The sequence below is a fragment of the Achromobacter sp. genome, assembly GCF_050285565.1.
GTDB lineage: Bacteria > Pseudomonadota > Gammaproteobacteria > Burkholderiales > Burkholderiaceae_B > Achromobacter.
Genome location: NZ_JBLZXG010000001.1, coordinates 617,672 through 639,810 on the forward strand (window position 1 = coordinate 617,672; position 22,139 = coordinate 639,810).

Genomic DNA, 22,139 nt, shown 5'->3' on the forward strand with positions numbered 1-22,139 from the left:
CGCGTTTTTCTGGCTGGCCAGTTAAGTCAATGCATCCCAGGCTGATTCATGCCTAGCTTTCAACGTGGTTTGAACTCTTCACCGCCGTCTTCCCTTGGTATACGCATAGGCGCAGGCCTGGCGGTCGTTGCGCTACATGCCGCGGTGGTCTATGCCATTTACCTGGCACCCGAAAACCCGCCTGAACTGGAGGAGCCCGAGGCCATCATGGTGAGTGTGGTGGACGCGCCCGTTCCCCAGCTTGCCAAAGCCGACCCCACGCCGGAAGTGCCGCAGCCGGTGACGGAAACGCCGCCCGAGCCGCAACCCGAGATCGAGCCCGAACCCGATCCCAAGGTGGAACCGGAGCCCGAGCCCGAACCCGAGCCGGTGGTCGAAAAGCCGCCGATGCCGGCCCCCAAGCCGAAACCGAAGCCCAAACCCAAGCCCCAGCCCAAGCAGGAAGTCAAACCCGAGCCCAAGGCCGAGACGCCGCCCGTGGAAACTCCGCCCACCGGCACGCCGGACGGTGCGCAGACCACGCAGGCGCCGCGCCAGGGTCCGCCGCCCGACCAGATCCTGCAGGAAACCCAGATCGAGTACATGGGGGCGCGGCCGATGCCCAACTATCCGATGGCGTCGCGGCGCATGCGGGAAGAGGGACGGGTGGTGGTGCTGGTGGAAATCAATACCCAGGGGCTGGTCGAGCGGGCCACCGTCGATACGTCCTCGGGCTTTCCCAGGCTGGACGAGTCGGCACTGGCCGCCGCGCGCAAGGCCCGCATGAAACCCTATAGCCGCAATGGCGTGGCTTATCCCGCCAAAGCAAAAATTCCGTTCGATTTCGTAATGAGGAACTGAGATGTCCAACGCAATGCACAGCGCCACCCTGGTGGCGCAGGCGGCCACCAGCCCGGCAGCGGCTCCGGCGGCCGCGGCGCCCGCCGCCCAGCAGGCCGCGACCGCGGCCGGCGGCATCGTCCAGCAGGCCACCGGCGCCATCCAGCAATCCGCGGATGCGCTGCACAGCGCCGCCGCCGCGTTGCCGGCGGTCGCTCCGGCCCCCGCGCCCGTCCCCGACATGGGCTTCCTGCACTTCGTCGCCCAGAGCGACTTCGTCGGCAAGAGCCTGTTCATCATCCTGATCCTGATGTCGCTCGTGACCTGGTACCTGATCCTGGTCAAGGTCGGCAGCAACCTCAGCATGCGCCGGCGTTCCGCCGACTTCCTCAACAAGTTCTGGAACGCGAGCTCGCTGGAGCAGGTGGAAAACGAAATCGTGACGCACGGCGCGCGCGATCCATTCTCGCACCTGGCCAGTCACGCCATGTACGCCCAGGCGCATCACAACAAGTTCGGCGCCACCAAGCTGGAAGAAGCCGGCTCCAGCGGCGACTTCGTCACGCGCACCATGCGCAAGGTGATCGACGAGGAGACCGCCAAGCTGGAAAACGGCCTGACGGTGCTGGCTTCGGTGGGTTCGACCGCGCCGTTCGTTGGCCTGTTCGGCACGGTGTGGGGCGTGTACCATGCCCTGGTCGGTATCGGCCTGTCCGATGGCGTCACCATCAACCGCATCGCCGGTCCGGTGGGCGAGGCCCTCATCATGACCGGTCTGGGCCTGGCGGTGGCCATCCCGGCGGTGCTGGCCTACAACACCTTCGTGCGCAACAACCGCGTCTACCTGTCGCGCCTGGACGCCTTCGCGCACGACCTGTTCGCCTTCCTGACGACCGGCCAGCAAGTGGCGCTGTCGGACAGCAAGGTGCGTGCCCTGCGCCGCCAGCACGGTAACGGCGCCGCGGCCCAACGCGGGAGCGAATAATGGCTTTTGGCAGCTTCGACGGCAAAGGATCCGGGAGCCACACGGTTTCCGAGATCAACATGGTGCCGCTGATCGACGTCATGCTGGTGCTGCTGGTGATCTTCATCATCACGGCGCCGCTGCTGGCGCACTCGATCAAGATCAACATGCCTCAGGTGGCCGCCGAGCAGATCGAGGAAGACCCCAAGACCGTGGACCTGGCCATCGATGCTGGCGGCGCGTTGTTCTGGGATGAAAAGCCGGTCAATATCGACGACCTGCCCAACCGCTTCAAGTCGATCGCCGGCACCAAGCCGCAACCCGAGATCCGCATTCGCGCCGACCAGAACACGCGTTACGAGACGCTGGCCAAGGTGATGGCCTCGGCGCGCCGCTCGGGCATGACGCGCATCGGTTTCGTCACCACGCCGCCCTCGGGTGCGCCGGCGGCGGATGCCCCGGCGGCAGGCGGGCCCGCGCCGGCTCCGTCCGCGCGTTGAACGGTTCCTGGCAGCGGGGCGCATTTCGCGCCCCGTTTTTTCCGGGTTCGCGCTAGAATCGCGGCATGCGAGTTCTGGTAATCGAAGACGACACCACCCTGGGCCATGCGCTCCAGGAATTTCTGGCCGACCAAGGTTATGCGGTCGACTGGCTGACCGATGGCGACCGGGTTCTGGGCGCGCTGGCCGGCCAGCCGTATGACCTGATGCTGCTCGACCTCAATCTGCCGGGCATGAGCGGCCTGGATGTGCTGCGCCAGTTGCGCCAGGACGGCAACCAGGTTCCGGTATTGATCCTGACGGCCCGTGACGGTATCGAGGATCGCGTCGCCGGCCTGGACGCCGGTGCGGACGATTACGTCACCAAGCCTTTCGAGCTGCCCGAGCTGGCCGCCCGCGTGCGCGCCTTCGGTCGCCGCCGCGCCGGGCAGGCGCAGCCGCTGATCGAGGTCGGCCCGTTGGTATTCGATACCGTCGGCCGGGAAGTGCGCGCCAATGGCCAGCGTCTGTCGCTGTCGGTGCGCGAACTGTCCGTGCTGGAGATGCTGATGGCCCGCGTCGGCCGCGTGGTGACCAAACGCCAGATCGTCAATTCGCTGTCCGCCTGGGATGCCGATTTCAGCGAAAACGCAGTGGAAGTCTATGTGTACCGCCTGCGCAAGCGCCTGGAAGGCACGGGCGCCAGCATCCAGACGGTGCGCGGCTTCGGCTACATGCTGGATGTGGAAACGGCCTGACGGCCCGGCTGGTCGCCTCGACCGGCCTGGACGCGCCAGCCCGCGGCGGCCAGACTCTCCATCCGCCCACAGCGAGGGCACCGCGTCATGATGTCAGAACGCACTCCGTCCGCTCCCCCGGCCACGCGCCCCTTGCTCCCGTCCGGCTCGCTCGCGCGGCATCTGGTCATCCGGCTGATGCCGCCTATCCTGCTGCTGGTGCTGCTGGATCTGGCCGCCACCTGGGTCATCACCCACAAGATCGACATGTCGCTCTGGATGCTGGAAGACTTCTTCTGGCTGATGGTGGTGGGGCAGGTGCTGCTGATCGGCCTGTTCACCTGGGTGGTGATGCAGGGCGTGCGATCCGGCTTGCGCTCGGTCAACCACTTGTCCGAAGAAATCCGCCAGCGCTCCATTGACGACATGCAGCCGCTCGAAGTTGCCGGCGTGCCGGTCGAGATCGAGCCCTTGGTCACCCACACCAACGATCTGCTGTTGCGGCTCGATGCTTCGCTGGCGGCGCAGCGCCGTTTCATCGGTCATGCCGCGCACCAGTTGCGTACGCCCCTGTCCGGTCTGCGGCTGGAATCCGAACTGATGCTGGCGCGGCCCCTGCCCGACGATGTGCGGGCCCGTGCCGAACGCATCAAGGCGGTCAGTGACCGCATGATCCGGCTGGGTCAGCAGTTGCTGGTGCTGGCGCGCGCCGACCCCAATGCGCGGCCGCAGGACAGCTTTGTGCGCATCGACCTGTGCGAATGGGTGCGGGCGCATGGCGCCGAGTGGTTCCCGCGGGTGCGCGAGGCGCGCTATGAGCTGGACCTGGTGGCGCCGGACGCGCCGATCTGGATCGACGCCGATCCGCTGTTGCTGGCCGAACTGCTGGGCAACCTGATAGACAATGCGCTGCGCTATGGTAACGCCACCGGCAAGATCACGTTGATCGTCGGCGCCAACCCGCCGTCGCTGACGGTCGAGGACGACGGCCCCGGCATTCCGCCAGAAGAACGCGAACGTGTCTTCGAGGCCTTCTATCGTTCGCCGTCGGTCACGGCCGGCGGGACGGGACTGGGGCTGGCCATCGTGCGCGAGATCGCGCACGCGCACGGCGCCTGGTGGAAGCTCACCAGCCGGCCCGACTTTTCCGGAACGCGGCTGTCGGTCGTGTTTCCCGGCCCTCGCAAGGGGGCTCAACTCACTCGGCAAGAACCCACATCATGAGCCAGGGCTCGGTCAGCGTTCCTTCCTCTTCCTCCAACCAGGCGCACGGCGGCCACGCACCGTCGTCGCGCGCAGCACTCATCCTGGGCGCGCTCGGGGTGGTCTATGGCGATATCGGCACCAGTCCGTTGTATACCTTGCGTGCCTGCCTGACCGGGCTGAGCGTACACACCGACCTGGAGCCGGCCCATCTGTTGGGGGTGCTGTCCATCCTGTTCTGGATGCTGATGGTGGTGGTGTCGTTCAAGTACGTGACGTTGATTCTGCGCGCCGACAACCGCGGCGAAGGCGGCACGCTGGCACTGCTGGAGCTGGCGGTGCGTGGCCGCGAGGGCAAGCTGCGCTGGGTGCTGATCGTGCTGGGCATCTTCGGCGCGGCGCTGTTCTATGGCGACAGCATGATCACGCCGGCGATTTCGGTGCTGTCGGCGCTGGAAGGGATCAGCATCGTGTCGCACACGCTGGATGCGTGGGTGGTGCCGCTGGCGCTGGTGGTGCTGGTGGCGCTGTTCGCGATCCAGTCGCATGGCACGGGCGCCATGGGCAAGCTGTTCGGGCCGGTGATGCTGCTGTGGTTCGGCACGCTGGCGGCGCTGGGGGGGTGGCAGGTGTGGCAGACGCCCGAGGTGCTGGCCGCGCTGAATCCGATGTGGGGTCTGCGTTTCATCATCGAGTTCCCGTGGATCAGCTTCGTGCTGCTGGGCGCGGTGGTGCTGGCGTTGACCGGCGCCGAGGCGCTGTACGCCGACATGGGCCACTTCGGCCGGCCGGCCATCCGCAGCGCCTGGTTCAGCATGGTGTTACCCGCGCTGACGCTGTGCTATTTCGGCCAGGGCGCGCTGTTGCTGCGCGACCCCAGCGCGATCCGCAATCCGTTCTTCATGATGGCGCCCGAATGGGGCCTGGCGCCGTTGGTGGCGCTGGCGACGGTGGCCACCATCGTGGCATCGCAGGCGGTGATCTCCGGGGCGTATTCGGTGACGCGCCAGGCGGTGCAATTGGGCTTCTGGCCGCGCATGCAGATCCTGCATACTTCGGCGGTGGAGAAGGGCCAGATCTATCTGCCGCAAGTCAATGCGCTGCTGTTGTGCGCGGTGCTGGTGCTGGTGCTGGTGTTCCGCAATTCCGACAATCTGGCGGCGGCGTATGGTTTCGCGGTGACAGGGACGATGCTGACGACGTCGGTGCTGGCCTTCGCGGTGTTGCCGCGCGGCAGCACGGGGGCCAAGCGCATGCTGTGGTTCGTGGTGCTCGGTCTGTTGCTGCTGTTCGACGTGCTGCTGTTTTCGGCCAACGTGTTCAAGATCCACGAGGGCGGCTGGTTGCCGCTGGTGGTGGCGATCGTGGTGTTCACGCTGATGATGACATGGCGCCGTGGCCGCCGGCTGCTGTCGGAAATGCAGCAGCGTGATCGCCAGCCGCTCAAGGAATTCATGGAGCAGTTGGAGGCTTACCCGCCGTCGCGGGTGCCGGGCACGGCGATCTTCATGACGATGAATTCGGGCAATGTGCCGCCGGCCTTGCTGCACAATCTGAAGCACAACAAGGTGCTGCATGACCATGTGTTGTTCCTGACGATCCGGGTGGCGGACGTGCCGTACGTGTCGGAGGACGAGCGCTTTTCGGTGCAGAAGATGAGCGCGTCGAGTTGGGCGGCGACGATCAACTATGGCTTCAAGGAAGACCCGGATGTGCCGGAGGCGCTGCGGTTGGTGGCCGAGGCCTATCCAGAGCTGGATCTGGAGCCGATGCGCACGTCCTACTTCCTGTCGCGGCAGACGGTGGTGGCGGCCAAGAAGCCGGCACTGTGGCGGTGGCGGCGGGCGGTGTTTTCGTTCATGGCGCGCAATTCGACGCGGAGCACGAAGTTTTTCAAGATTCCGGCGAATCGGGTGGTTGAGATGGGGATGCAGGTGGAGTTGTAGGCCTGGTTTTTTCTGGCCTGGGACGTGAACTGACCCCAAGAAGTTGGACAGTTAAAAGCTAGGGGCCGAAGGCCTGGGTCCGGTACTGAGCCGGACTCAGGCCTTTTAGCTTGTGGTTGACCAGTTCGCCGGCCTGGCGCAGCGCCGACGTGATCCGGCGGTAGCCATAGCGCCCCTTGTGACGCGCATAGACGACACCGATCCTGGCCTTCAGGCCTGCGTACTTGTCCGCGGCGCCCTGCGCCTTCAGGTGGTAGTAGAACGTGCTGCGCGACAGCCGGGCTGCGCGCAGCAACAATGCCAGCGGGCGGGCCGACCTTAATCCTTGGACCATTTGCTTGCGACGCCAATGCGTCTACACCCCCAGCATCATACTGGGCACGCCAGATGCCGATGTTGCCTGCGTGACGGATGTCATAAAGCGCCGCAGCCTGGCGATCTGACAGGCCATCACGATCTATCCGCTCAAGCACCCCCTGCTTGAACGCCGCATCGTAGTGACTGAACTTTTTGGCCAGTCCAGCAGCGCCGTGCTGCTCATAGCTTGACACCCAACGGCGCAACATCGAATGCTCGATCCCATGCAGCCCGGCCACCTCTCGATAGCTAAGCTTGCCTGACACGTAATGCTTAACTGCCTTGAGCTTGAATTGCTCGTCGTACTTCGCCATGAAAAACACCCCAAAAGGTTGGATCGGTGCCCAACTTTTGGGGTGCAGTTCACTAAAGGGGCTTGTCGTTGGGCGGGAAGAATTACTTCTTCTTGGCCTCGTCCTTCAGTTGCGGCAGCGAGGTGCCGGAGGCGGAGAGCAGGCCGGTCTTGGTGTAGGTGAACAGCTTGGCGCGGGTGTCGACGATGTCGAGGTTGCGCATGGTCAGCTGGCCGATGCGGTCGGCGGGGGTGAAGGGCGCGTTCTCGACCTTCTCCATCGACAGGCGCTCGGGGGCGTAGGTCAGGTTGGGCGATTCGGTGTTGAGCAGCGAATAGTCGTTGCCGCGACGCAGTTCGAGGGTGACTTCGCCGGTGATGGCGCGGGCGACCCAGCGCTGGGCGGTTTCGCGCAGCATGATGGCTTGCGGGTCGAACCAGCGGCCCTGGTACAGCAGGCGGCCCAGCTTGCGGCCGCTTTCGCGGTATTGCTCGATGGTGTCTTCGTTGTGGATGCCGGTGACCAGGCGCTCGTAGGCGATGAACAGCAGGGCCAGGCCCGGGGCTTCGTAGATGCCGCGGCTCTTGGCTTCGATGATGCGGTTTTCGATCTGGTCGCTCATGCCCAGGCCGTGACGGCCGCCAATGCGGTTGGCTTCGAGCATCAGTTCGACGGGGTCGGCGTATTCGACGCCGTTCAGGGCGACGGGCTGGCCTTCTTCGAAGCGCACCGTGACTTCCTCGGCCTTGACGGCGACGTCGTCGCGCCAGAACGCCACGCCCATGATGGGCTTGACGATGCGGATGCCGGAGTTCAGGTGTTCCAGATCCTTGGCTTCGTGGGTGGCGCCGAGCAGGTTGGAGTCGGTGGAGTAGGCCTTTTCCGCCGACATCTTGTAGTCGAAGCCGGCCTGGCGCATGTATTCGGACATTTCCGAGCGGCCGCCGAGCTGGTCGATGAACTGCTGGTCGAGCCAGGGCTTGTAGATCTTCAGATCCGGGTTGGTCAGCAGGCCGTAGCGGTAGAAGCGCTCGATGTCGTTGCCCTTGAAGGTGCTGCCGTCGCCCCAGATGTTGACGTTGTCTTCCTTCATGGCGGCCACCAGCATGGTGCCGGTGACGGCGCGGCCGATGGGCGTGGTGTTGAAGTAGGTGATACCGGCGGTCGAGATGTGGAAGGCGCCGGCCTGCAGGGCGGCGATGCCTTCGGCCACGAGCTGCGCGCGGCAGTCGATCAGGCGGGCGTTCTCGGCGCCGTAGGCCATGGCCTTGCGCGGGATCTCGTCGTAGTCCGATTCGTCGGGCTGGCCCAGGTTCGCGGTGTAGGCGTAGGGGATGGCGCCGTTGTTGCGCATCCAGAGCAGCGCGGCGCTGGTGTCGAGGCCGCCGGAAAAGGCGATGCCGACCTTCTGGCCGGTGGGAAGGTTCGGGAGGATAGTGGTCATTGTTTGAGGTGAGACGCCAACGGGACTTTGACAGCAACGAGCCGCCAAACAAGAAAATCTGGCGGTCATTTTAACTCTTTTGGGCCGGCGTCCGGGGCGCGGGTTCGAACAGGGCTGCCAGGTTCAGTTGGCGGATCAGGTCGCCGGTGGCCGTGGCCAGCCGGGTGGCGGGGCGGTGGCGGGCGCTGGCCAGCACCAGATTGTTGGTGATGCCGGGGCCGACGATTTCGCTGAGCGACAGTGCGTGTTCGGCCGCCGGCCCGCGCGCGGCCGACCGCGGCAGGATGGCGTAGGCGTCGCCCTGCGCCGCCAGTTCGACGATGGTCTGCACCGCGTCGACCTCGGCCGCCACTTGCAGGCGCACGCCCTGGGCGCGGCAGATGCTCTCGACCAGGGTGCGGATGGCGTTGGGCAGGCTGGGCAGCACCAGCGGATAGGCGCCCAGCCCGGCCACCGCGACGCGCGCGGGCAGGGGCGGCTGGTGGTCGGGGGCGGCCACCAGCACCAGGTTTTCCCGGAACAGCGATTCGTAACCCAGTTGCGGCGACGGCGCCGGGTCGTACAGCAGGGCCAGATCGACCCGGCCGGCCAGCAGCCATTCGCGCATCTGTGCGCTCAGGCCTTCGGCCACGGCGATCGAGGCATCGGGAAAGCGGCGGCGGAAAGCTTGTACCAAGGGCGGGGTGAGAACCCGCGCGATGCGTGGCGGCAGGCCGACCACGACCTTGCCGGTGGGCGTTTCCCGCAGGGTCTGCAGGTCCTGCTTGGCGCGGTCGGCCAGGGCCAGCAGGGCGCGGGCGTGCTCCAGCAAGCGCAGGCCGGCCTCGGTGGGTTCGGCGCCCCGGCCGTTGCGGTAGAGCAGGTGCTGTCCCAGTTCCAGTTCCAGCAGCCGCACCTGGCGGCTGAGGGTGGGTTGGGCCACGTCGAGCATTTCGGCGGCGCGCGAGAAACTGCGCCGTTCCGCGACGCGTACGAAGTATTCGATCTGCTTCAGATCCATGCAGCGGCCAAGGGTTTGGGTATTGAAATTTTCTATATCTGAAATCAAAGATATAGCATTGTTAAACCCGGCGCAATCCACGAGCATGGCGTTTTCCTTGCTGGAACCCGCCGTGCCCGACTGCCGTCCCCCGCTCGCCACGCCTTCCCGTCCCCGTCACGCGCTGCCGGCCGGGACCTGCGACACGCATTGCCACGTGTTCGGCCCGGCCGAGGTGTTCCCCTATGCCCAAGGCCGTTCCTATACGCCGCCCGATGCGCCCTACGCCAGGATGGCGGCGCTGCATGCGCATCTGGGGGTGCAGCGCGCGGTGGTGGTGCAGGCCAACTGCCATGGCAATGACCACGCGGCCTTGCTCGACGCGCTGGCGCAAAGCCAGGGCCACTACCGCGGCGTGGCGTTGCTGGGGGCGGACGCCACGCCGGCCAGCGTGCGCCGGCTGCACGAGGGCGGGGTGCGCGGCGCGCGCTTTAACTTCGTGCCGCACCTGGGCGGCGCGCCCGACCCGGCGGTGTTCGACCACGTCATCGGCCTGATCGCGCCGCTGGGCTGGCATGTCTGCCTGCACCTGGACGGCGCCATGCTGCCCGAACTGCTGCCGCGCCTGCGTGCGCTGCCGGTGCCGTTCGTGATCGACCACATGGGCCGGGTCAAGGCCGCCGACGGCGTGCAGGCGCCGGCGTTCCGCGCGCTGCTGGATCTGGCGCGCGAGCCGCGCGCCTGGGTCAAGGTGTCGGGCATCGACCGCATCGCATCGGGCAAGCGCCCCTTTGCCGAGGGCATCCCATTCGTGCGCGCCCTGGTGGACGCGCTGCCCGAGCGCACGCTGTGGGGCACCGACTGGCCGCATCCGAACGTAGCCGGCGACATGCCCGACGATGGCGAACTGGCGGACGCTTTTTTCCTGGCCTGCCCGGACGCCGAGACGCGCCGGCAGGTCCTGGTGGACAACCCGGCGCGGCTTTACGGATTTCCGTAAGTGCGCCATCGCCTGTAGCCAGGCGCCAAGAAAACACGATATCCCGAGGAGACAATCCATGTTCAAGAAGCTCGTATTCGCCGGCCTGCTGGGCCTGGCCAGCCTGGCGCCCGCGGCGCACGCCGATGGGCCCGTGCGCCTGATCATTGCGTTCCCGCCCGGCGGCCCAGTGGACCTGGTCGGCCGGGTGCTGGCCGAACAGTTGGGCAAGGAACTCAAGCAGTCCGTCATCGTCGAGAACAAGGCGGGCGCCAACGGCAACATCGCCGCGGCCTACGTGGCCAAGGCGCCGGCCGACGGCTCGGTGCTGTTCCTGACCAGCGTGGGCGCGGTGTCGATCAGTCCGGCGCTGTACAAGGATCTGCCGTACGACCCGGTGCGCGATTTCGCGCCGGTGTCGCGGGTAGTCAACAATGCCACGGTGTTCGTGGTGAATCCGGCCAATCCGGCGACCGACGCGGCCGATTTCGTCAAGCGCTCGCAAGCGGCGTCGCAGTCGGCGGCCATCGGTTCGTCGGGCATCGGCAGCATTCCGCACCTGACGCTGGAAATGTTCGCCGACGCCAGCAAGGCCAAGGTGCTGCACGTGCCCTACAAGGGCGCCGCGCCCGTCATCAACGATGTGCTGGGCAATCAGGTGGCCGGCTTTTTCGGCGACGTGCCCGGCCTGATCGGCCATATCCAGGGCGGCAAGCTCAAGGCGCTGGGCATCGCCGCGCCGACCCGCCATCCGCTTCTGCCGCAGGTCAAGACGCTGGCCGAGCAGGGCATCGCCGGGGTCGAGTCGAACAACTGGTACGGCATCGTCGCGCCGGCCGCCACGCCGCCGGCCACGGTCGAGAAACTGAATCAGGCCCTGCGCGCCGCGCTGGGCAACGAGGCGGTGCGCGCCAAACTGGAGAAGTTCGGCGCCCAGGCCGCGCCCAGCTCGCCGCAGGAACTGGCGGCCCTGATCGCCGCCGACCGCGAGAAGTGGGGCTCGCTGATCCAGCGCAAGAACATCCGTCCGGAGTGAGCATGAGCGACTGCCGAGTCTCGCCGGTGGTGCCGGGCACGCGCCCGGCCCTGGCCGAAATGGAAGCGCGCATCGCGGCCGCGCGCGGCCGCATCTCGCCGCTGTATCAGGTGCTGCTGAACAGCCCCGCCGTGGTGCAGGGCTGGGAGGCGATGCTGACCGCGATCCGCCTGAACACCTCGCTGTCGCCGCGGGTGCGCGAACTGATCATCCTGCGCGTGGCGACCCTGAACAATGCACCCTACGAGTTCGATGCGCACGTGCCGCACGCGCTGGCCGCGGGCATGGCGCAGACCGTGGTCGAGCAGTTGCGCGGCGGCCCGCCGGCCAATGCGGTGACCGGACTGGAAGCGGGCGAGGCCGACGTGCTGGCCCTGACCGACGCCATGACCCGCGATATCGAGGTGCCGGACGCGCTGTTCGCGCCGTTGCGAACGCGTTACAACGATCAGGAACTGGTCGAGCTGACCGCGACGGTGGCGGCCTACAACATGGTGTCGCGCTTGCTGGTGGCGCTGCGCGTCGGGCACTGAAAGGAGCTTTGCATGGACAAGACGGTATTGCTGGTGTCGCTGGGCGAGCGTTTCGACGCGGCGCGCGCGGCCGATATGGCGCAACGCCTGACCGAGGGGCTGGACGGCGTGCGGCTGCACGCCTTCGCCGCGGTCGAGGAGAACGACACCTACGTGTATGTCGAGGGCGATGCCGGCGGTCAGCCGGAAGTGCAGGCGCGGCTGGCGGAACTGTTCCCCGGGGCGCAGGCGCGCGTGCTGCATCCGGCCCTGGAACTGGCGGGCGCGTCCGCGGGCGCCGAGGCGCCCTGGCACTACATTGTTGAAACCGACGTGCTGCCCGAGGCCGAAGCCGACCTGAACGCCTGGTACGACCAGGAGCATCTGCCCGGTCTGGCGGCGGTGCCGGGCACCGTGCGCGCGCGGCGCTACGAGTGCCGCGACCAGGGGCCGCGCTACCTGGCCTGTTACGACCTGGAGACCCGCGAGACCTTTGGCAGCCCGCCCTGGCTGGCGGTGCGGGCTACCGACTGGAGCAGCCGGGTGCGGCCGTCGTTCCGCAACACCCGCCGCACCATGTTCCAGAAGATTCTTTAAAGCAGAAGAACGAGGAGACAAGCATGAGCAAGCGATGGGCGCAGGTGTTGTTGTGCGGGGCGTTGGGCGCCGTGGGCGTTGCGGCCACGGTACATGGCGCGCCGGCGCCGGCCGCCGTGGCGCCGGCGGATCAGGTCGAGCGGGTGACGGTGCTGCCGGGCAACGGCGCCCGCATCGAGGTGCTGGTGCAGGGCCAGGGGCCGGCCCTGGTGCTGCTGCCCTCGCGCGGCCGCGGCCAGGAGGATTTCGATGACCTGGCGGCGCGCCTGGCGCAGGCCGGCTACCGCGTGCTGCGGCCCGAGCCGCGCGGCATCGGCGGCAGCAGCGGGCCGATGAAGGACATCACGCTGCATGACTTCGGCAACGACATGGCGGCGGTGATCCGCGATGTCGCCAAACAGCCGGTGGTGATGATCGGGCACGCGTTCGGCAACTGGGTGGCGCGCACGACCGGTGTGGACCACCCCGACCTGGTGCGCGGCGTGGTGATCGTGGCTGCCGCCGCCAAGAAGTATCCCGCCGGCCTGAGCGAGCATGTGGACCGCAGCGCCGACCTGTCGCTGCCGGACGCCGAACGGCTGAAGTCGATCCAGTACGCGTTCTTCGCCCCGGGCCATGACGCGAGCGTCTGGCTCAACGGCTGGTATCCCGAGGTCAGCGAGAGCCAGCGCCTGGCCGGCAAGGCCACGCGCCAGTCGGACTGGTGGTCAGGCGGCAGCAAACCGCTGCTCGACCTGCAGGCGGGCGCCGACCTGTTCAAGCCGGAATCGACCCGCAACGAGATCCGCGACGAATTCGGCGAGCGCGTGTCGGTGGTGGTAATCCCGGGCGCGGGGCACGCGCTGGTGCCGGAAGCGCCGCAGGCGGTGGCCGACGCCATCGTGCGCTGGGAGAAATCGCTCAAGCCCTGAATGCCCCGTCTGATGCGGGCAAGAAAAAGCAGCCCCGCAGGGCTGCTTTTTTCATGGGCGCGGCACTTACTTGAGCGGGCCCAGCAGCAGGAATTCCATCAGCGCCTTTTGCACGTGCAGGCGGTTCTCGGCTTCATCCCAGACCACGCTCTGCGGGCCGTCGATGACCTCGCCGGTGACTTCCTCGCCGCGGTGGGCGGGCAGGCAGTGCATGAACACGGCCTGGGGATCGGCGGCGGCCATCATTTCGGCGTCCACGCACCAGTCGGCGAAGGCGGCGCGGCGCTCTTCGTTCTCGGCTTCGTAGCCCATGCTGGTCCAGACGTCGGTGGTGACCAGGTGCGCGCCCTGGCAGGCCTGCATCGGGTCCTTGAACTGGCGCAGCACCTTGTCGGACGGCGTGCCGATGCGGGCGGCTTCGAGCTCGTAGCCGGCCGGGGTCGACACGTGCAGCGTGAAGCCGAGCATCTCGGCGGCCTGCAGCCAGGTGTAGGCCATGTTGTTGGCGTCGCCGACCCAGGCGACCGTCTTGCCGGCGATGGGGCCGCGGTGCTCGATGTAGGTGAAGATGTCGGCCAGGATCTGGCAGGGGTGGAATTCGTTGGTCAGGCCGTTGATCACGGGCACGCGCGAGTGCGAGGCGAAGCGTTCGATGCGGGTCTGCTCGAACGTGCGGATCATGACGATGTCGACCATGCGCGAGATGACGCGCGCGGTGTCTTCGATGGGCTCGGAGCGGCCAAGCTGGGAATCGTTGGAGGTCAGGTTGATGACCGAGCCGCCCATCTGGTACATGCCGGCCTCGAACGAGACGCGGGTACGGGTGCTGGCTTTTTCGAACACCATCGCCAGCGTGCGGTCGTGCAGCGGCATATGGGGTTCATAGCGTTTGAATTTTTCCTTGATCAGCCGTGCACGGTCCAGCACGTAGGCGATCTCGGCGGACGAGAAGTCCTTGAACTGCAGGAAGTGCCGCAAGGGGCCGTTTTGAGTCGTGGGAGGAGTCATGGTGATGTCACAGGTCAGGGGCCCGGACGGGCTCGTGGCCCGGGCGGGAGGTTGATTATGGATGTTCGGCCAAAAACTGTCGAATCAGCGGCGCCAGGATGGCGACGAGCTGGTCGGCTTCGGCGCGGGACAGGATCAGGGGGGGCAGCAGGCGGATGACGCGGTCGCGGGTGACATTGATCAGCAGGCCCGCCTGCAGGGCGCGCAGCGCCAGCACGCCACAGGGGCGGGTCAGCTCGATGCCGAGCATCAGGCCGCGTCCGCGCACCTCGGCCACGCCCGGCAGGCCGGCCAGTTCGGCGCTCAGCCGTTGCCGCAAGTGGCCTCCCACGCTGTGGGCGTTGTCCAGCAGCTTTTCCGATTCCAGCGCGTCCAGCACCGCCAGGCCGGCCGCGCAGACCAGCGGGCCGCCGCCGAAGGTGGTGCCGTGGCTGCCGGGGGTGAACACGCCCGCGGCGGGGCCGGCGGCCAGCATCGCGCCGATCGGCACCCCGCCGGCCAGGCCCTTGGCCAGCGTCATGACGTCCGGCACGATGTCGGCCCACTGGTGGGCGAACCATTTGCCGGTGCGGCCGATGCCCGACTGGACCTCGTCGATCATCAGCAGCCAGCCGCGCTCGGTGCACAGTTGTCGTACCTCCCGCAGGAAGGCGGCGTCGGAGGGACGGATGCCGCCTTCGCCCTGCAGGGCTTCGAGGAGCACGGCGGCCACGCGCGGCTCGGCGTCGCCGGCGGCGCGGATCGCGGCGGCGTCGTTGTACGGCACCTGGATGAAGCCCGAGGGCAGGGGCTCGAAGCCCTTGCGCGCCTTGTCGCTGCCGGTGGCCGCCAGCGTCGCCAGGGTGCGCCCGTGCCAGGACGAATCCATGGTGATGATGTGGGCGTGGGGGTTGCCGCGCTGGTAGGCGTAGTAGCGCGCCAGCTTGATGGCGGCCTCATTGGCCTCGGAGCCGCTGTTGTTGAAGACCACCTCCCGCATGCCGGACAGGCCCGCCAGGCGCGCGGCCAGCTCAGTCTGCTGCGGGATGTCGTAGAGGTTGGAGGTGTGGATGACGCGGGCGGCCTGCGCGCTGATGGCGGCGACCAGCCGGGGATGGGCGTGGCCCAGACAGGAAACGCCGATGCCCGCCAGCGCGTCCAGGTACTTGCGGCCCAGGGCGTCCCATAGCCAGACGCCCTGGCCGTGCGTGAACGCGACCGGCAACCGGGCGTAGATATTGGCCAGCGGCGAGGTCATCGCGGGTCCTCCTGGGCATTTTTCCCTGGGCGAAGCGCCGTGCGGGACAGGGCAAAGGATCAATCATATACAATTCGCGGCGCGGGGCGCATGTTTGATCACGCCGAAGATCCGGCTTCGTGAAGGGCGTCCCGTAGTGAAGAATCCATGGCAACTCGCGTCAGACAATTCGTAATTCATGGCGTTACCGAAAGCGGTAGCCGCTTTCGCCCCAGCGATTGGGCGGAACGGCTGGCCGGCGTAATGGCACAGTTCCGGCCCGCCGGCTGTGCGGGTAACCACCTCACCTATTCGCCCTACGTGCTGCCCGTCGTCATCGACGGCGTGCGCGGCATCGTGGTCGACCAGCGCTTGCGCGACCTCGAACCGCTGGCGTACAAGTTCGTGGTGGATTTCGCCCGCGACAACCACCTCAAGACGGAAGAACGCGAAATCTAGGCTTCCTCGAACCACAAAGCGCCCGAATCGGGCGCTTTGCCGTTTCAGGGGAGGCGCCCGCTCCGGCGTTACCGCCGGCGCGGGCGCCCGCCTACCCGCGGCCGGCGGGCGCGCGCTACTTGGCGTACACCAGGTCCCGCAATCCCAGCGACAGGCCCGGCCAGTAGGTGATCGCCATCAGGCAGACGATCACCACGCCCACGAACGGAATCAAGGGCTTGATCAGCCGTTCCAGCGGCAGCTTGGCCACCGCGCAGGCCGCGAACAGGTTCACCCCGAACGGCGGGGTGATCATGCCCAGGGCCAGGTTCACCACCATGATGATGCCGAAGTGCACCGGATCCAGCCCGAACTTCAGCGCCACCGGCAACAGCAGCGGGGCCAGCACCACGATCGAGGCCGAGGTCTCGATGAACATGCCAATCACGAACAGCGCCAGGTTCACCCCCATCAGGAACGAGAACTGGGTGTCGAACAGTTGCGCCAGCCATACGCCCAGCGCATCGGGAATGCCGGCGCGGTTGAGCAGGAAGCTGAAGACGCCGGCGTTGGCAATGACGAACATGATCACGGCCGTCGACACCACCGACTTGTGCAGCGTGTCCGACAACTGCCTGAAGCTGAGGCGGCGGTAGATGAACTTGCCGACCACCACCGCGTACATCACCGCCACCACCGACGCCTCGGTCGGGGTGAAGACGCCGCCGTAGATGCCGCCCAGGATGATCACCGGCATCATCAGCGCCAGCCAGGCGCGCTTGAAGGCCGGCCACAGCGGCAGGCGGCCTTCGCCGTCGCGCTTGCCCAGGTTGTTGCGCTTGGCGTAGAGCCAGACGTAGAACATCAGCGCCACGCCGATCAGGATGCCGGGCATCACGCCGGCGATGAACAGTTCGCCGGTGGAGGTGTCGGTGGACACCGCGAACAGGATCATCGGGATCGACGGCGGGATGATCACGCCCAGCTCCGCCGCGCTGGCCTGCAGCGAGGCGGCGAAGGGGGCGGGGTAGCCGTGGCGGATCATGGCCGGGATCAGGATGGCGCCCACCGCGAAGGTGGTGGCGACGCTGGAGCCGGCCACGGCGGCGAAGATCATGCAGGTCAGCACGCAGGTGCAGGCCAGGCCGCCCTGGATGCCGCCAACCACGCTCTTGGCGAACTCCACCATGCGTTCGGAGATGCCGCCGGCCTCCATCAGGTTGCCGGCCAGGATGAAGAACGGGATCGCGACCAGCGGATACTTGTCCAGCGCGGCATAGAGCTGCTGGGCCACCACCAGCCAGGGCAGGTTGGCGGCGCCGACCCCCGCCAGGCTGGCCAGCCCGATCGACACGGCGACCGGCACGGACAGCCCGAAGAAAATCAGCATCGAGACAATCATTAATTGGGACATGGCGATATCGGCTGCTTGTTCGGGGCGGGGCTCAACCTTGCGCGTCGTTGCGCACGGGGACGTCTTCTTCCTGGCCGGCGCACCAGCGCGCCAGCACGGCGATGGCGGCGAGCGTCGCGCCCACGGGGATTGCCAGGTAGATCCAGGAGATCGAGATGTCCAGGCTGGGTACATTCTGGAAGCGCACGCGATAGGTCATCTGGCCGCCGATCCAGGCGATGAAGCCGAGAAAGCCGGCGCAGACCAGGCCAATCACCGCTTCCAGCACGCGGCGGCGCGTGCCGCCCAGCAGGTTGCGCAGCAGCTCGACGCTGATCATGGCGCCGTGGCGGAAGGCCAGGGCCACGCCCAGCAGCACCGTCCAGATCAGCAGAGCGCGGGTCAGCACCTCGCTCCAGTCGGCGGGGGAATGCAGCACGAAGCGGGCGATGACCTGGTAGAAAGCGGCAGCCGCGGCGGCCACCAGCAGGAGTTGGGCGATGACCGACACCAGCTTGAACAGTAGGCGGTCGAAGGCGCAGAGCAGACGCATGAAGATTTCCAGGGGCGGATGACGAAATGCGCAAAGGCGGCGCGGCGGGCGCCGCCCGGTCGCTTGGCGGGGCGGGGTCGCCCGCCAGGTCGGCGCCCGGGCGGGGCGCCCGGCGCGGCCAGAACCGCCACTGACGAAAAACACTTCCGTCAGCCCGGCGCATCCGGCCGCGCCTTGCGCTTACTTGGTGTCGCGGATCGACTCGATCAGCTTCTTGTCGAACTTCTTGTAGTACTCGGGATAGGCCGGCTCGACGGCGGCGGCGAAGGCGGCGCGGTCGACTTCCGTGACCTGCATGCCTTCCTTCTTGAGCTGCTCGACGCCGGTCTTCTCGATGTTGTCGACGTAGGCGCGCATGGCCTGGGCCGACTCCTTGCCGGCCTTGTCGAACTTGGCCTTGTCGTCGGCCGACAGGCCGTCATAGACGTTGGACGACATCAGTACCAGCGCCGGCCCGTAGACGTGGCCGGTCAGCGACAGGTACTTCTGCATCTGCGACAGCTTGGCCGAGGTGATGACCGACAGGGGATTCTCCTGGCCGTCGATGGTGCCTTGTTGCAGGGCGGTGGCCACTTCCGGCCAGGCCATCGGGGTCGGCAGGATGCCGATCTGGCGGAAGGCGGTGATGTGGATCGGGTTTTCCGTGGTGCGGATCTTCAGGCCCTTGGCGTCCGCCGGCGTCTTGACCGAGCGTACGTTGTTGGTCAGGTGGCGAAAGCCCTGTTCGCCCCAGGCCAGCGCGATGATGCCGCGGCTGGGGAACTTCGCCAGCATATCCTGTCCGATCTTGCTGTCGAGCACGTTGCGCGCATGTTGCAGGTCGCGCAGCAGGAAGGGGATGTCGAAGACGCCGGTCTCGGGCACGAAGTTCAGGGTGGCGCCGGTCGAGACGATGGCCAGGTCGATGGTGCCGATCTGCAGGCCCTCGATCACTTCGCGTTCGCCGCCCAGTGCGCTGTTGGCGAATTGCTGTACCTTGTACTTGCCGTTGCTGGAGGCCTCGATGGATTTGGCGAAGGCGTCGGCGCCGGCGCCGTAGTGCGACGACGTTGACAGGGCATAGGCCATCTTCAGGGGGGCCTGGGCCGAGGCGGCCAGGGGCGCGGCGACCGCGCAGGCGGCCAGGATCGTGGCCGCGAGCCAGGATTTACGCATTGTCTTCTCCAGGGTTCGGTATTTTTTTGCAGTGGACTTGAGGCGCCGCGTGGCGCTTCGCGCATGATAGCGGGATTCGGCCCCCATTCCGGCCGTTGGTTAACATTGGCAGATGATGGATTTCCCTGATGTCTCGCGGGCCCGGCGCCCCGGTTTCTGGACCACCCTGGCGCTGGGCGCCCGCATGATGATGCGCGACGCCCGTGCCGGCGAGCTGCGGCTGCTGGTGCTGGCCCTGGTGGTGGCGGTGGCCGCGGTCACCAGCGTCGGCTTCCTGGCCGACCGCGTCAGCCGGGCGCTGGAGCGCGACGCCGGGCAGATGCTGGGCGCCGATCTGGTGCTGGACGCCGACGAGCCGGTGCCAGGGGCCTTCGTGGACCAGGCGCGCGAGCGTGGCCTGGAGGTCTCCAGCACTTGGCAGTTCCCGTCCATGGTCAGCGCCGGCGACGGCGCCCAGTTGGCCGCCCTCAAGGCAGTCGAGCCGGGCTACCCGCTGCGCGGCGCGCTGCGGGTGGCGGACGCGCCGTTCAACCCCGACGGCCCCACCCGCGATATCCCGCCCGAGGGCGCGGTCTGGGTCGACGGCCAACTGCTGTCGCTGCTAGGCCTGAAGGTCGGCGACACTCTCAACGTGGGCGACGCCCACCTGCGCATCGACCGGGTCATCACTTACGAGCCGGATCGCGGCATGCAGTTCGTCAACGTCGCGCCGCGGGTCATGCTGCGCGCCAGCGACCTGCCGGCCACTGGCCTGATCGCGCCCGGCAGCCGCATCGGCTATGCCCTGCTGGTGGCCGGCCAGCCGGACGCGGTGGCCGACTATTCGGCCTGGCTCGGCCAGCACCTCAAGCGCGGCCAGAAGGTCGCCACGCTGGAATCCGGCCGGCCCGAGGTGCGCCGCACGCTGGACCGGGCGCAGCGCTTCCTGTCGCTGGTGGCGCTGCTGGCGGTACTGATCTCGGCGGTGGCGGTGGCGCTGGCGGCCGGCCGTTACATGACCCGGCACCGTGATGGCATTGCCGTGATGCGCTGCCTGGGGGCGGTGCAATCGCAGATCGCGCGCATGCTGACCCTGGAATTCGCGTTGGTCGGCCTGTTCGCCTCGGCCGCCGGCTGCCTGCTGGGCTACGGCGTGCACCAGGTGCTGGTGATGGTGCTGGGCTCGCTGATCGATACGGCCCTGCCCGCGCCCTCGGCCATTCCGGCCCTGCAGGGGCTGTTGACCGGCCTGCTGCTGTTGCTGGGCTTCGCCCTGCCGGCCTTGGCACAGCTGCGCCACGTGCCGCCGGCGCGGGTGCTGCGGCGCGACGCGGATGTCATCGGCGCCCGCAGCGCGCTCGGGTACGGGGTCGGCGCGGCCGGTTTCGCGCTGCTGATCTGGTGGTTCGCCGGCGACGCCAGGCTGGGCGGCGTGGTGGCGGGCGGTTTCCTGGGGGCGTTCGCGCTGTTCGCGCTGGTGGCCTGGCTCTGCATCCTGGGGCTGGCGCGCCTGCGCGGCCTGGCCGCCGGCCTGCCGGCGCTGCGTTTCGCGCTGGCAGGCGTGGTGCGCCGGCGCGCCGCCACCATCACCCAGGTGTGCGCGCTGGCGGTCGGCCTGATGGCTCTGTTGCTGCTGGCCATGACCCGCACCGACCTGATCCAGGGCTGGCAGCGCACGCTGCCGCCGGACGCGCCCAACCGCTTCCTCATCAATGTGCAGCCCGATCAGCGCCAGGCCGTGACCGACGCGCTGAGCCGCGAGGGAGTGGGCCAGGTCGTGCTGTCGCCGATGGTGCGCGGCCGCCTGATCGCCATCAACGGCAAGCCGGTGGGGCCGGACGACTACGAGGAACCGCGCGCCAAGCGCCTGGTGGACCGGGAATTCAACCTGTCCTATGGCGAGCAGATGCCGTCGTCCAACCGCATCGAGCAGGGCCGCTGGCTCAAGCCGGGCGCGGCCGAGGTGTCGCTGGAGTCGGGCCTGGCCAAAACCCTGGGCATCAAGCTGGGCGACAAGATGACCTTCGACGTGGCCGGCCAGCAGTTCGAGGTGGCCGTGTCGAGCACGCGGCGGGTGGATTGGGATACGATGCGCGTCAATTTTTTCGCCATCCTGACGCCCGACACCCTGGCCGACATGCCGCAAAGCTGGATCACGTCCTTCTACCTGCCGCCCGAAAAGGCGCAGGTGCTGCCCGCGCTGGTGCGGCAGTTCCCGAACCTGACGGTGTTCGACGTGGGCGCCATCCTGCAACAGTTGCAGTCGGTGCTCAACGAGGTCGGCCGCGCGGTGCAACTGCTGTTCCTGTTCACCCTGGCGGCTGGCGTGCTGGTGCTGTCGGCGGCCCTGACCGCCACCCGCGACGAACGCATGCGCGAGGCCGCGGTGCTGCGCGCGCTGGGGGCCACGCGCCGTCAGTTGGCGCGCTCGCAGCGCATCGAATTGTGGGCCGTGGGCGGCCTGGCGGGCCTGCTGGCCGCGGCCGGCGCCAGCGCGATCGCTTGGGTTTTATCAACCCAGGTTTTCGATTTCACGATTACCCTCAGCCTTTGGCCCTGGCTGGTGGGGATCGGCGCGGGCATGCTTGGCGCCTGGACCGGCGGCGCGCTGGCGCTGCGCGGCGTGCTGCGCACCCCGCCGCTGGTCACCCTGAGAGAAACCTGATGACGTCCCCCGCCCAAACCCCTACCGAACCCGTGCAAGCCTCCCGCAGTATTTTCGATCTCCTGGGTGGCGAGCCCGGCGTGCGCGCCCTGGTCGACCGCTTCTACGACCTGATGGACATCGAGCCCGATCTGAAGGAACTGCGGGCCGCGCACGGCCCCAGCCTGGATCAGGCCCGCGACAAGCTGTTCTGGTTCCTGTGCGGCTACTTCGGCGGCCCCGACCACTATATAGAGCGCTTCGGCCATCCGCGTCTGCGGGCGCGGCACCTGCCGTTCTCGATCGGCCAGGTCGAGCGCGACCAATGGGTGGCCTGCATGGGCCGCGCCATGGAGGACGAGGGCATCGACCCCGCCCTGGTCGAGCGTCTGCTGCAATCGTTCTTCGGCGTGGCCGACTGGATGCGCAACCGTGAAGGCTGAGCGCGACACCAGCGGTGCCCGGCGCCATGCCTGGCCGGCGCCGCTGGCTGGCGC

The 22,139-nt window shown here is 67.6% G+C and carries 22 protein-coding genes and 1 pseudogene; 14 read left to right on the top strand and 9 right to left on the bottom strand.

Going from position 1 to position 22,139, the window contains the following annotated elements; all coding sequences use genetic code 11:
* Window positions 1–48 precede the first annotated feature (48 nt).
* The 6 genes from ACN6O8_RS02780 to ACN6O8_RS02805 all read left to right on the top strand — a co-directional run bounded on the left by ACN6O8_RS02780 (window position 49) and on the right by ACN6O8_RS02805 (window position 6,148).
* Complete coding sequence (locus ACN6O8_RS02780; RefSeq protein ID WP_427989530.1) at window positions 49–840, top strand: energy transducer TonB; 792 nt, start codon at window positions 49–51, stop codon at window positions 838–840.
* A gap of 1 nt (window position 841) precedes the next feature.
* Entirely contained in the window at window positions 842–1,804 is a 963-nt protein-coding gene (locus ACN6O8_RS02785; protein ID WP_427989531.1) for a MotA/TolQ/ExbB proton channel family protein, read from the top strand.
* Window positions 1,804–2,283, top strand: coding sequence for an ExbD/TolR family protein (locus ACN6O8_RS02790; protein ID WP_427989532.1), 480 nt, complete (start codon window positions 1,804–1,806; stop codon window positions 2,281–2,283). The genes ACN6O8_RS02785 and ACN6O8_RS02790 overlap by 1 nt, the downstream gene beginning before the upstream one ends.
* 65 nt (window positions 2,284–2,348) lie before the next feature.
* On the top strand, window positions 2,349–3,020 hold the full coding sequence (locus ACN6O8_RS02795; protein WP_024068289.1) for a response regulator transcription factor: 672 nt from the start codon (window positions 2,349–2,351) through the stop codon (window positions 3,018–3,020).
* A 177-nt stretch (window positions 3,021–3,197) separates the two neighbouring features.
* Complete coding sequence (locus tag ACN6O8_RS02800; protein WP_427989533.1) at window positions 3,198–4,223, top strand: sensor histidine kinase; 1,026 nt, start codon at window positions 3,198–3,200, stop codon at window positions 4,221–4,223.
* Window positions 4,220–6,148 (top strand): potassium transporter Kup, encoded by a 1,929-nt coding sequence (locus ACN6O8_RS02805; RefSeq protein ID WP_427989534.1) that lies wholly within the window; start codon window positions 4,220–4,222, stop codon window positions 6,146–6,148. Before ACN6O8_RS02800 ends, ACN6O8_RS02805 begins: the two co-directional genes overlap by 4 nt.
* Window positions 6,149–6,206: 58 nt before the next feature.
* Here the strand turns inward: ACN6O8_RS02805 and ACN6O8_RS02810 are convergent, their stop codons facing one another.
* The 4 genes and pseudogenes from ACN6O8_RS02810 to ACN6O8_RS02825 form a co-directional block, all read right to left on the bottom strand.
* On the bottom strand, window positions 6,207–6,482 hold the full coding sequence (locus tag ACN6O8_RS02810) for an IS3 family transposase (protein ID WP_427989535.1): 276 nt from the start codon (window positions 6,480–6,482) through the stop codon (window positions 6,207–6,209).
* 184 nt (window positions 6,483–6,666) lie between these two features.
* A pseudogene (locus tag ACN6O8_RS02815) lies at window positions 6,667–6,819 on the bottom strand (transposase); the annotation flags it as partial.
* Between the two features lie 82 nt (window positions 6,820–6,901).
* Window positions 6,902–8,242, bottom strand: a complete 1,341-nt coding sequence (argG, locus tag ACN6O8_RS02820; protein WP_427989536.1) for an argininosuccinate synthase — start codon at window positions 8,240–8,242, stop codon at window positions 6,902–6,904.
* Between the two features lie 70 nt (window positions 8,243–8,312).
* Window positions 8,313–9,242 (bottom strand): LysR substrate-binding domain-containing protein, encoded by a 930-nt coding sequence (locus tag ACN6O8_RS02825; RefSeq protein ID WP_427989537.1) that lies wholly within the window; start codon window positions 9,240–9,242, stop codon window positions 8,313–8,315.
* A gap of 112 nt (window positions 9,243–9,354) precedes the next feature.
* Here ACN6O8_RS02825 and ACN6O8_RS02830 point away from each other — a divergent pair, with 112 nt between their 5' ends.
* From ACN6O8_RS02830 to ACN6O8_RS02850, 5 genes are read left to right on the top strand one after another with little or no spacing between them, the layout of a single operon-like run.
* A complete protein-coding gene (locus ACN6O8_RS02830; RefSeq protein WP_427989593.1) occupies window positions 9,355–10,221 on the top strand; it encodes an amidohydrolase family protein in 867 nt (288 codons plus the stop codon).
* A gap of 58 nt (window positions 10,222–10,279) precedes the next feature.
* A complete protein-coding gene (locus ACN6O8_RS02835; RefSeq protein ID WP_427989538.1) occupies window positions 10,280–11,236 on the top strand; it encodes a Bug family tripartite tricarboxylate transporter substrate binding protein in 957 nt (318 codons plus the stop codon).
* Window positions 11,237–11,238: 2 nt separating this feature from the next.
* Window positions 11,239–11,769 (top strand): carboxymuconolactone decarboxylase family protein, encoded by a 531-nt coding sequence (locus tag ACN6O8_RS02840; protein ID WP_427989539.1) that lies wholly within the window; start codon window positions 11,239–11,241, stop codon window positions 11,767–11,769.
* Window positions 11,770–11,781: 12 nt separating this feature from the next.
* The gene (locus tag ACN6O8_RS02845) at window positions 11,782–12,345 is read left to right on the top strand and encodes a hypothetical protein (RefSeq protein WP_427989540.1); all 564 of its coding nucleotides are present in this window, start codon (window positions 11,782–11,784) and stop codon (window positions 12,343–12,345) included.
* A 23-nt stretch (window positions 12,346–12,368) separates the two neighbouring features.
* Window positions 12,369–13,256 (top strand): alpha/beta fold hydrolase, encoded by an 888-nt coding sequence (locus tag ACN6O8_RS02850; protein WP_427989541.1) that lies wholly within the window; start codon window positions 12,369–12,371, stop codon window positions 13,254–13,256.
* 66 nt (window positions 13,257–13,322) lie between these two features.
* On the opposite strand, the gene argF is transcribed toward ACN6O8_RS02850, so the two are convergent.
* Together argF and ACN6O8_RS02860 are read right to left on the bottom strand one after the other, a co-directional pair.
* Window positions 13,323–14,264, bottom strand: a complete 942-nt coding sequence (gene argF / locus ACN6O8_RS02855; protein WP_427989542.1) for an ornithine carbamoyltransferase — start codon at window positions 14,262–14,264, stop codon at window positions 13,323–13,325.
* 55 nt (window positions 14,265–14,319) lie between these two features.
* Window positions 14,320–15,501, bottom strand: a complete 1,182-nt coding sequence (locus tag ACN6O8_RS02860; RefSeq protein ID WP_427989543.1) for an aspartate aminotransferase family protein — start codon at window positions 15,499–15,501, stop codon at window positions 14,320–14,322.
* Window positions 15,502–15,648: 147 nt separating this feature from the next.
* On the opposite strand from ACN6O8_RS02860, the gene ACN6O8_RS02865 reads away from it, so the two are divergent.
* Entirely contained in the window at window positions 15,649–15,939 is a 291-nt protein-coding gene (locus ACN6O8_RS02865) for a DUF3579 domain-containing protein (RefSeq protein WP_006388526.1), read from the top strand.
* A 115-nt stretch (window positions 15,940–16,054) separates the two neighbouring features.
* Here the strand turns inward: ACN6O8_RS02865 and ACN6O8_RS02870 are convergent, their stop codons facing one another.
* From ACN6O8_RS02870 to ACN6O8_RS02880, 3 genes are all read right to left on the bottom strand, one after another.
* Window positions 16,055–17,332, bottom strand: coding sequence for a TRAP transporter large permease (locus ACN6O8_RS02870; RefSeq protein WP_427989544.1), 1,278 nt, complete (start codon window positions 17,330–17,332; stop codon window positions 16,055–16,057).
* 31 nt (window positions 17,333–17,363) lie between these two features.
* Complete coding sequence (locus tag ACN6O8_RS02875; RefSeq protein ID WP_427989545.1) at window positions 17,364–17,864, bottom strand: TRAP transporter small permease; 501 nt, start codon at window positions 17,862–17,864, stop codon at window positions 17,364–17,366.
* Between the two features lie 180 nt (window positions 17,865–18,044).
* The gene (locus ACN6O8_RS02880) at window positions 18,045–19,019 is read right to left on the bottom strand and encodes a TRAP transporter substrate-binding protein (RefSeq protein ID WP_427989546.1); all 975 of its coding nucleotides are present in this window, start codon (window positions 19,017–19,019) and stop codon (window positions 18,045–18,047) included.
* 112 nt (window positions 19,020–19,131) lie between these two features.
* Between ACN6O8_RS02880 and ACN6O8_RS02885 the strand changes: the two genes are divergently transcribed.
* Complete coding sequence (locus ACN6O8_RS02885) at window positions 19,132–21,663, top strand: ABC transporter permease (protein ID WP_427989547.1); 2,532 nt, start codon at window positions 19,132–19,134, stop codon at window positions 21,661–21,663.
* A complete protein-coding gene (locus ACN6O8_RS02890; RefSeq protein WP_427989548.1) occupies window positions 21,663–22,085 on the top strand; it encodes a group II truncated hemoglobin in 423 nt (140 codons plus the stop codon). The genes ACN6O8_RS02885 and ACN6O8_RS02890 overlap by 1 nt, the downstream gene beginning before the upstream one ends.
* The last annotated feature ends 54 nt before the right edge of the window (window positions 22,086–22,139 follow it).

What these genes read in the sequence shown, in the direction of transcription:
- ACN6O8_RS02795 (WP_024068289.1), top strand. Translation starts at nt 2,349, where the DNA reads ATGCGAGTTCTGGTAATCGAAGACGACACCACCCTGGGCCATGCGCTC.
- ACN6O8_RS02850 (WP_427989541.1), top strand. Translation starts at nt 12,369, where the DNA reads ATGAGCAAGCGATGGGCGCAGGTGTTGTTGTGCGGGGCGTTGGGCGCC.
- ACN6O8_RS02860 (WP_427989543.1), bottom strand. Translation starts at nt 15,501, where the DNA reads ATGACCTCGCCGCTGGCCAATATCTACGCCCGGTTGCCGGTCGCGTTC.
- argF (WP_427989542.1), bottom strand. Translation starts at nt 14,264, where the DNA reads ATGACTCCTCCCACGACTCAAAACGGCCCCTTGCGGCACTTCCTGCAG.
- ACN6O8_RS02790 (WP_427989532.1), top strand. Translation starts at nt 1,804, where the DNA reads ATGGCTTTTGGCAGCTTCGACGGCAAAGGATCCGGGAGCCACACGGTT.
- ACN6O8_RS02880 (WP_427989546.1), bottom strand. Translation starts at nt 19,019, where the DNA reads ATGCGTAAATCCTGGCTCGCGGCCACGATCCTGGCCGCCTGCGCGGTC.
- ACN6O8_RS02800 (WP_427989533.1), top strand. Translation starts at nt 3,198, where the DNA reads ATGCCGCCTATCCTGCTGCTGGTGCTGCTGGATCTGGCCGCCACCTGG.
- ACN6O8_RS02785 (WP_427989531.1), top strand. Translation starts at nt 842, where the DNA reads ATGTCCAACGCAATGCACAGCGCCACCCTGGTGGCGCAGGCGGCCACC.
- ACN6O8_RS02805 (WP_427989534.1), top strand. Translation starts at nt 4,220, where the DNA reads ATGAGCCAGGGCTCGGTCAGCGTTCCTTCCTCTTCCTCCAACCAGGCG.
- ACN6O8_RS02835 (WP_427989538.1), top strand. Translation starts at nt 10,280, where the DNA reads ATGTTCAAGAAGCTCGTATTCGCCGGCCTGCTGGGCCTGGCCAGCCTG.
- ACN6O8_RS02845 (WP_427989540.1), top strand. Translation starts at nt 11,782, where the DNA reads ATGGACAAGACGGTATTGCTGGTGTCGCTGGGCGAGCGTTTCGACGCG.
- ACN6O8_RS02885 (WP_427989547.1), top strand. Translation starts at nt 19,132, where the DNA reads ATGATGGATTTCCCTGATGTCTCGCGGGCCCGGCGCCCCGGTTTCTGG.
- ACN6O8_RS02890 (WP_427989548.1), top strand. Translation starts at nt 21,663, where the DNA reads ATGACGTCCCCCGCCCAAACCCCTACCGAACCCGTGCAAGCCTCCCGC.
- argG (WP_427989536.1), bottom strand. Translation starts at nt 8,242, where the DNA reads ATGACCACTATCCTCCCGAACCTTCCCACCGGCCAGAAGGTCGGCATC.
- ACN6O8_RS02780 (WP_427989530.1), top strand. Translation starts at nt 49, where the DNA reads ATGCCTAGCTTTCAACGTGGTTTGAACTCTTCACCGCCGTCTTCCCTT.
- ACN6O8_RS02825 (WP_427989537.1), bottom strand. Translation starts at nt 9,242, where the DNA reads ATGGATCTGAAGCAGATCGAATACTTCGTACGCGTCGCGGAACGGCGC.
- ACN6O8_RS02840 (WP_427989539.1), top strand. Translation starts at nt 11,239, where the DNA reads ATGAGCGACTGCCGAGTCTCGCCGGTGGTGCCGGGCACGCGCCCGGCC.
- ACN6O8_RS02810 (WP_427989535.1), bottom strand. Translation starts at nt 6,482, where the DNA reads ATGGTCCAAGGATTAAGGTCGGCCCGCCCGCTGGCATTGTTGCTGCGC.
- ACN6O8_RS02875 (WP_427989545.1), bottom strand. Translation starts at nt 17,864, where the DNA reads ATGCGTCTGCTCTGCGCCTTCGACCGCCTACTGTTCAAGCTGGTGTCG.
- ACN6O8_RS02865 (WP_006388526.1), top strand. Translation starts at nt 15,649, where the DNA reads ATGGCAACTCGCGTCAGACAATTCGTAATTCATGGCGTTACCGAAAGC.
- ACN6O8_RS02870 (WP_427989544.1), bottom strand. Translation starts at nt 17,332, where the DNA reads ATGTCCCAATTAATGATTGTCTCGATGCTGATTTTCTTCGGGCTGTCC.